8 protein-coding genes are annotated in these 6980 nt (G+C 71.2%); 4 read left to right on the top strand and 4 right to left on the bottom strand.

The genetic code is table 11. From position 1 onward, the window contains the following. Positions 1-17 precede the first annotated feature (17 nt). Positions 18-887 carry a type I methionyl aminopeptidase gene (gene map, locus ABD401_RS16895; protein WP_344606837.1) on the bottom strand — a complete coding sequence of 290 codons (870 nt, stop codon included), beginning with the start codon at positions 885-887 and terminating at the stop codon, positions 18-20. Here map and ABD401_RS16890 point away from each other — a divergent pair. Beyond that, positions 886-1665 (top strand): helical backbone metal receptor, encoded by a 780-nt coding sequence (locus ABD401_RS16890; RefSeq protein ID WP_425566188.1) that lies wholly within the window; start codon positions 886-888, stop codon positions 1663-1665. The genes map and ABD401_RS16890 overlap by 2 nt on opposite strands. On the opposite strand, the gene ABD401_RS16885 is transcribed toward ABD401_RS16890, so the two are convergent. Continuing rightward, positions 1564-2430 (bottom strand): hypothetical protein, encoded by an 867-nt coding sequence (locus ABD401_RS16885; RefSeq protein ID WP_344606833.1) that lies wholly within the window; start codon positions 2428-2430, stop codon positions 1564-1566. The two genes, ABD401_RS16890 and ABD401_RS16885, sit on opposite strands and share 102 nt — an antisense overlap. A gap of 62 nt (positions 2431-2492) precedes the next feature. After that, positions 2493-3392, bottom strand: coding sequence for a 3-methyl-2-oxobutanoate hydroxymethyltransferase (panB, locus tag ABD401_RS16880; protein WP_344606831.1), 900 nt, complete (start codon positions 3390-3392; stop codon positions 2493-2495). A 228-nt stretch (positions 3393-3620) separates the two neighbouring features. Between panB and ABD401_RS16875 the strand changes: the two genes are divergently transcribed. Next, positions 3621-4043 carry a cyclic nucleotide-binding domain-containing protein gene (locus ABD401_RS16875; RefSeq protein WP_344606829.1) on the top strand — a complete coding sequence of 141 codons (423 nt, stop codon included), beginning with the start codon at positions 3621-3623 and terminating at the stop codon, positions 4041-4043. Between the two features lie 178 nt (positions 4044-4221). Then, positions 4222-4908 carry a Crp/Fnr family transcriptional regulator gene (locus ABD401_RS16870; protein WP_344606827.1) on the top strand — a complete coding sequence of 229 codons (687 nt, stop codon included), beginning with the start codon at positions 4222-4224 and terminating at the stop codon, positions 4906-4908. A gap of 5 nt (positions 4909-4913) precedes the next feature. Here ABD401_RS16870 and ABD401_RS16865 read toward each other — a convergent pair whose 3' ends face one another. Continuing rightward, positions 4914-6665: an NAD+ synthase gene (locus tag ABD401_RS16865; RefSeq protein ID WP_344606825.1), complete on the bottom strand. Its 1752-nt coding sequence runs from the start codon at positions 6663-6665 to the stop codon at positions 4914-4916. Positions 6666-6775: 110 nt separating this feature from the next. On the opposite strand from ABD401_RS16865, the gene ABD401_RS16860 reads away from it, so the two are divergent. Beyond that, positions 6776-6980, top strand: a 205-nt coding sequence (locus ABD401_RS16860) for a hypothetical protein (RefSeq protein WP_344606823.1), incomplete at its 3' end; no start/stop codon positions are given.

Below are 6980 nucleotides of genomic sequence, written 5' to 3'. Positions count from 1 at the left end.
TTGGCCGGACGTTGCGGTTAAGGCAGCGTGAGGATCTCGGCGCCGGAGTCGGTGACCAGGAGCGTGTGCTCGAACTGGGCGGAGCGCTTGCGGTCCTGGGTGACGACGGTCCAGTTGTCGTCCCACATGTCGTAGGACTCGGTCCCGAGGGTCAGCATCGGCTCGATAGTGAAGGTCATCCCCGGTTCCATCAGCGTCGCGTAGTGCTCGGTGTCGTAGTGGGGGATCACCAGGCCGGAGTGGAACGCCGTCCCGATCCCGTGGCCGGTGAAGTCCCGGACGACGCCGTAGCCGAACCGCTTCGCGTAGGACTCGATGACGCGGCCGATGACGTTGATCGGCCGGCCCGGACGGACGGCCTTGATCCCGCGGTTCATCGCCTCCCGCGTCCGTTCCAGCAGCAGCGCCGACTCCTCGTCGATCTCGCCGACGGGATAGGTCGCGTCGGTGTCGCCGTGGACGCCGTGGATGTAGGCCGTGATGTCGACGTTGACGATGTCGCCGTCGACGAGCTCACGGGAGTCCGGGATCCCGTGGCAGATCACCTCGTTGACCGAGGTGCACAGCGACTTCGGGAAGTACCGGTACCCGAGCGTCGACGGATAGGCGTCGTGGTCGCAGAGGAACTCGTGGCCGATGCGGTCGAGCTCGTCGGTCGTGATCCCGGGCCGGATGTGCGACGCGACCTCCGCGAGCGCCTGCGCGGCGATCCGGCCGGCGATGCGCATCTTCTCGATGGTCTCGGCGTCCTTGATCTCCGAGCCCTCGAAGCTGTCCGGTGCCGGCTTGCCGACGTACGGCGGCCGCGGGATGTGGGCCGGCACCGCCCGCTGGGGGGAGACCTTGCCGGGGAGAACCGAGGGAGCCGGAGCGGTACGCGAAGCCATGCCTGGCAGTCTAGGTCGGGTGTCCGTGCGTCGAATCGTCTCGCTGGTCCCGTCCCTGACCGAGGCCGTCGGCGAGACCGCACCGGAGCTCCTGGTCGGCGTGACCGACTGGTGCACCCACCCGCCGGGCCTGGACTGCGCCCGGGTCCGGGGGACGAAGAACCCCGACGTCGACGCGATCGAGGCGCTGGCGCCCGACCTGGTCCTGGCCGCCTTCGAGGAGAATCGGCAGCCCGACCTCGACGAGCTCCGCGCCCGCGGCCTGGAGGTGTGGGTCTGCGACATCCGCGACGTCGACTCCGCCCTGACCTCGCTCGCCGCGATGCTCGAGCGGTGCGGGCTGGGCCGGCCGGACTGGCTGGCGGCGGCCGAGGCCGCCTGGGCGCAGCCCGCCCCGACGCCGCGGCGGAAGGTCGCCGTGCCGATCTGGCGCAAGCCGTGGATGGTCGCCGGCGCGGACACCTTCACCACGTCGGTGCTCGACCGGCTCGGCCTCGACAACGTCTTCGACGACCCGCCGGCCGACGCGTCCGAGCGCTACCCGAAGGCCGACCCGGACGAGGTCCGCGCCCGCGGTGCCGAGCTGGTCGTGCTGCCCGACGAGCCGTACGTCTTCACCGCGCTCGACGGGCCCGAGGCGTTCCCCGGGCTGGACGTCGCGCTGGTGTCCGGGCGGCTACTGACCTGGTACGGCCCCTCGATGGCCACCGCTCGCGAGGAGCTCCTCGCCGCGCTCGCCGCCGCGCGTCCCGGTGCGGACTGGGCCGTCGATCGGTGACAGGCCCTCGCGCGGCACCAGCTGCGTGAGGAACCAGGCGAACAGCAGGTTCAGCGCCGTGCTGCCCAGCGCGGCGCCGTAGAGGGCGGCGGTGGACGGGTCCGGGGTGTTGACGACTGTCATCGTCGGGAAGCCCGTCCCGACCAGGCCGACGACGCAGGCGACCGGACCGAGCAGGAACACCGCGGCCAGGCCCGCCGCCGGGTCGAACGAGCGCCGGATGCGCGCCGCTCCGACGCCGATGCTCGCGCAGATGCACGCGACCCCGAGCGAGACCCAGATCGGGAAGCCCGCGACGCGGAACGGGTGCGGGCCGAAGTAGTCGTAGGTGTCGAGCTGAGTGCCGGTGATCTCGGTGGCGATCGCGAACACCCACATGCCGGCGAGAGCCTTGGCGATGGTGGCGCGGGTCGCGCCGCGCTCGGTCAGGTACCAGAACAGCAGCCCGACCCCGCCGAAGAAGGCGGCGTAGGAGAAGAACACCCAGACCGGCAGCGAGGCGTCGAACGAGCTGTACATCGTCTGCTGGCCGGGCCGGTAGTACCACATGTTCGCGAGCCGGTTGTTGAGCGGTTCGACCATGCCGGCGAGCAGGGTGCCGGCCACGATCGCGGCCGGCGTCCAGGTCCGCCAGCGCCGCCCGAGGCGGACCGCGCACACCAGGAAGATCGCGAGACCCGCGAAGGTCCCGACGGTCATGATCGCCTGCCCCGTGGTGTTCACCGGCTCGGCGGCCGGGGGCACCGGCAGGGAGGACAGCAGCATGTGAGCCAGTTAACACCAGCGTTGAACGGCTCGTCAACGCTGGTGTCGACTGGGCTCTTCGGTCAGTGGTAGCTGTGCTCGTGGGTCGGGAACGTCCCGCCGACGACGTCGGCCGCGTAGGCCTTCGCCGCCTCGGTGAGCACCCCGCGCATGTCCGCGTACCGCTTGACGAAGCGGGGCGTGCCCTCGCGCAGGCCGACCATGTCCTGCCAGACGAGGACCTGGGCGTCGCAGTCCGGACCGGCGCCGATCCCGATCGTCGGGATGCTCAGCTCGGCCGTGATCTGCTTCGAGACCTCGGCCGGGACCATCTCCAGCACGACGGCGAACGCGCCCGCCTCCTGGACGGCGTGGGCGTCGGCGAGCACCTGCTCCGCGGCCGACCCGCGGCCCTGGACGCGGTAACCGCCGAGGCCGTGCTCGCTCTGCGGGGTGAAGCCGACGTGGCCCATCACGGGCACCCCGGCGTCGACGATCGCCTGAATCTGGGGCGCGACGCGGACGCCGCCCTCCAGTTTCACGGCGTGGACGTTGCCCTCCTTCATGAACCGGATCGCCGTCTCCAGCGCCTGCTGGGGGGAGACCTGGTAGGAGCCGAAGGGCAGGTCGCCGACGATCAGCGCCCGCTTGCTGGCGGCCACCACGGAGCGGCACAGGGGGAGCAGTTCGTCGACGGTCACGGGAACGGTCGTCTCGTAGCCGTAGACGTTGTTCGCGGCGCTGTCGCCGATCAGCAGCACGGGAATCCCGGCCGCGTCGAAGATCTCGGCCGTGTACATGTCGTACGCGGTGAGCATGGGCCAGCGCTCGCCGCGTTCCTTCATCGCGTGCAGTGCAGGCACGCGCACACGTTTCGCCGGCGGGAGATTGCCGTAGACGGGGGCGGTCTCAGCGACGGTCGCCGACTCGCGGGCCTGGCCCGACGAGGCGTCAGATCGATCGGGGCTGGGTGTGGAGGTCATCGTCGACTCCTTGAAAGGGTTGCCTCGAGGCCTCCCGGTGAGGTCCCCGGACGCTTTCAGGGTAGCCGGGGCGCGGTGAGTACAAATACCCACGCAGGCGGGCCCAGGTGCGCAGCCGCATCTCGTGCTTCGGCGGAAGCTGATTCTGGCGCCGGGCGGCATCCCAGAAACCCGGCACCGGGCCGAACCCCGTCGGGGAGGCCCGCAGCCCCCGCCTAAGGAGTACCCGTGTTTCCCAAGCGCGACGCCCGGATCGACGCAATTGCCGACCTTGAGATCTTCGAGGGCTTGGACCGCAAGCAGCTGGCGAAGATCGCCTCGCTCAGCACCCAGGTGACCCTGCCCGAGGGCAGCGTCCTCTGCCGCCGCGGCGAGCGTGGCCGCGAGGCCTTCGTGCTCATCGAGGGCTCGGTGGCCGTGTGCGTGGAGGACCAGGCCCTGGCCGTCCTGCGCCCCGGTGCCGTGTTCGGCGAGATGTCCCTGCTCGACGGCAAGCCCCGCGTGGCGACCGTGACGGCCACCACGCAGGTCTCCGTCCTCGTGCTCAGCCCGCTGGAGCTCGCCTCGCTGCTGGAGGCCGTTCCCGCCGTCCGCAGCCGCATCTTCTCCACGCTCGGCGCCCGCAAGAAGGACCTCACCGCCGCGGCCTGACACACCGAAGACGTCCGGGTGCGTGACCCACACCGCACCCGGAACGTGAGCTGCGCCGCAGGGTCGCGCGGACTCGCTCACATCGGGGGACGGTTCCGCGCGGGCGGGCGCGGAATCTCACACTGAGCTGCCCGGATTCAGTAGGGTCCGGGCAGCTTGGCGTGCCCACAATGGAGGAGTGACGACCTTGACCGCCCCGGCGCCGACCGAGGGCTTCCTCGATCGCATCGGCCCGGAGCGCGCCGCCGCCCTCGCTGCGATCGGCACGCGGCGCGGGTATCCCGCCGGCGCCATCCTCTTCCTCGAGGGCGACGTCGCGCACGAGGCGGTCGTCGTCCTCTCCGGTGAGCTCAAGGTCGTCGTCGGCTCCACCGAGGGCCGCGACGTCGTGCTCGACATCTACGGTCCCGGCGAACTGATCGGCGAGTGGTCCGTCATCGACGGCAAGACCCGCGCCGCCACCGTCACCGCCCTCACCGACGTCGAGGTGCTGACGCTGCCCGCCGCGCCGTTCCGCGAGTTCCTCGACACGCACCCCGCGGTGCGCGAGGCCCTGCTGCTCGACACCATCGGCCGCCTCCGCGCCCAGGTGCGTCACCAGCTCGAGTTCGGCGCCGGCGACGCGATGGGCCGCGTCTGCGCCCGGCTCGCCGAACTCGCCGACCGGTACGGCCATTTCGACGGCAGCACCACCGTCATTCACTCGCCGCTGAGCCAGGCCGACCTCGCCGCCTGGACCGGGCTCTCCCGCGAGGCCGTCGTCAAGGCGATGCGTCAGTTGCGCACCATGGGCTGGATCTCCAACCGGGGCCCGGACATCACCGTCCACGACATCGAGCGTCTGCGCCGCCGCGCCACGCACTGACGCAACTACTCGGGGACGCGCTCCCGCCAGCCGTTGGTGATCGGGAGGCGGCGGTCGCGGCCGAAGGCGCGCAGCGAGATCTTCGTGCCCGGCGGGTACTGACGCCGCTTGTACTCGGCGATGTCGACGAGGCGCAGGATCTTCTCCACCAGTTCCTGGTCGAACCCGGCGGCGACGAGGTCGGCCGCGGACGCGTCCTGCTCGATGTAGTCGTCGAGGAGATCGTCGAGCACGGCGTAGTCGGGCAGGGAGTCCGAGTCGAGCTGACCCGGCCTCAGTTCTGCGGACGGCGGCTTGGTGATGGAGTTCGGCGGGATCGGCGGCGTCTCACCGCGCCGCTCCGCCTCGGCGTTGCGCCACTCCGAGAGCTTCCACACCATCGTCTTCGGGACGTCCTTCAGCGGCGCGTAACCGCCGACCGCGTCGCCGTAGATCGTCGAGTACCCGGCGGCGAGTTCGCTCTTGTTGCCGGTGGCGAGGACGAGATGCCCCTCGGCGTTCGACAGGCCCATCAGCGTCACACCGCGCACGCGCGCCTGCAGGTTCTCCTCGGCGAGACCGGAGAGCTTGAGGGCGTCCTGGAACGCGTCGACCATCGGCGCGATCGGCACCGTGCGGAACTGGCAACCGGTACGCGCCGCGAGGTCGTCGGCGTCGGAGCGCGAGTGGTCGGACGAGTACGCCGACGGCATCGAGACGCCGTGCACGTTCGCGGCCCCGATCGCGTCGCACGCGATCGCGGCCACCAGCGCTGAGTCGATCCCGCCGGACAGCCCGAGGATCACCGACCGGAAGCCGTTCTTGCGGACGTAGTCGCGCAGCCCCGTCACGAGCGCCGCGTACACCTCGGCCTCGGACGCCAGGCGCGGACCGACGGCGATCTCGTCGACCTCCCACGCGGGCAACGGGTCCGCGGAGATCACCACGCGCTCGACGGTGACGTCACCGGCGTCAAGGTCGACCGGGTCGCCGGCCGCGGGCAGGTCGACGTCGACGACGAGGACGGCCTCCTCGAACTGCGGGGCCCGCGCGAGGGTCTGGCCGGTGGGGGAGACCACGAGCGAGTCGCCGTCGAAGACGAGTTCGTCCTGCCCGCCGACGAGGTTGACGTAGGCCAGCGTCGCGCCGGCCTCGGCGGCCCGGCGCGCACAGAGTTCGAGGCGCGTGTCGTCCTTGTTCAGCTCGTACGGCGAGCCGTTGAGCACGACGAGGAGTCCGACGTTCGCGCCGCGGGCGGCGGCGACCGGGCCGCCGTCCTGCCACAGGTCCTCGCAGATCGCGAAGGCGATGTCGACGCCGTGCAGGCGCACGACCGGCAGCACGTTGCCGGGCACGAAGTAGCGGTACTCGTCGAACACGCCGTAGTTCGGCAGATGGTGCTTGGCCGACCGGATCGCGACCCGACCGCCGTGCAGCACGGCGAGCGCGTTCTCCGGCGATCCGGCCGGGCGCCCGAGCTTGGGCCGGGCGCGCTCGTCGATGTCGAGATACCCGACGACGACGGCGACCTCGCCGAGTCCGTCGTCGAGGAGCCGCTGCGCGAGCCCGTCGAGCGCCTCGCGCGAGGCGCGCTGGAACGACCGTCGCAGCGCGAGGTCCTCCACCGGATACCCCGTCAGCACCATCTCGGGGAACGCGACGAGGCGCGCGCCCGCGGCGGCGGCCTCCCGCGCCCGCGCGAGCACGAGATCGGTGTTATCGGCGATGGCGCCGACGGTGGCGTTGACCTGGCACAGCGCGAGACGAAGCTGGGGCATGCGGTTCAGCGTAGGCGGCATCTCGTGGTTGCCCGGCGACGGCGTTCTGCGGAAGGGTGGGCGGGCGACGCCGCTCGGCGCCGCGAGGTCGACGGACGGTGGGAGATCCGATGGGCGACATCGCGAGCAAGGTGGACAAGGCCTACGAGGGCATGAGCATCACGGAGCTGGCGAAGGCGCCGGTCGCGGCGCTGCAGGGCGTCAGCGAGAGCGACGCGCAGCACCTCAAGGAGGCGTTCAACATCTCCACGATCGCCGACCTCGGCACCAACAAGTACTTCCTCTGGGCGCAGGCGATCGCGAAGCTCGCCGAGT

Source organism: Sporichthya brevicatena, from assembly GCF_039525035.1.
Taxonomy (GTDB): domain Bacteria; phylum Actinomycetota; class Actinomycetes; order Sporichthyales; family Sporichthyaceae; genus Sporichthya; species Sporichthya brevicatena.
The sequence above is the reverse complement of the archived record's forward strand: the minus strand, read 5'-3'. Positions and strand labels throughout refer to the sequence as shown.

Bases quoted from the DNA above. Each gene is read 5' to 3' on its own strand.
- ABD401_RS16890 (WP_425566188.1), top strand. From the start codon at position 886: ATGCCTGGCAGTCTAGGTCGGGTGTCCGTGCGTCGAATCGTCTCGCTG.
- map (WP_344606837.1), bottom strand. From the start codon at position 887: ATGGCTTCGCGTACCGCTCCGGCTCCCTCGGTTCTCCCCGGCAAGGTC.
- ABD401_RS16865 (WP_344606825.1), bottom strand. From the start codon at position 6,665: ATGCCCCAGCTTCGTCTCGCGCTGTGCCAGGTCAACGCCACCGTCGGC.
- panB (WP_344606831.1), bottom strand. From the start codon at position 3,392: ATGACCTCCACACCCAGCCCCGATCGATCTGACGCCTCGTCGGGCCAG.
- ABD401_RS16885 (WP_344606833.1), bottom strand. From the start codon at position 2,430: ATGCTGCTGTCCTCCCTGCCGGTGCCCCCGGCCGCCGAGCCGGTGAAC.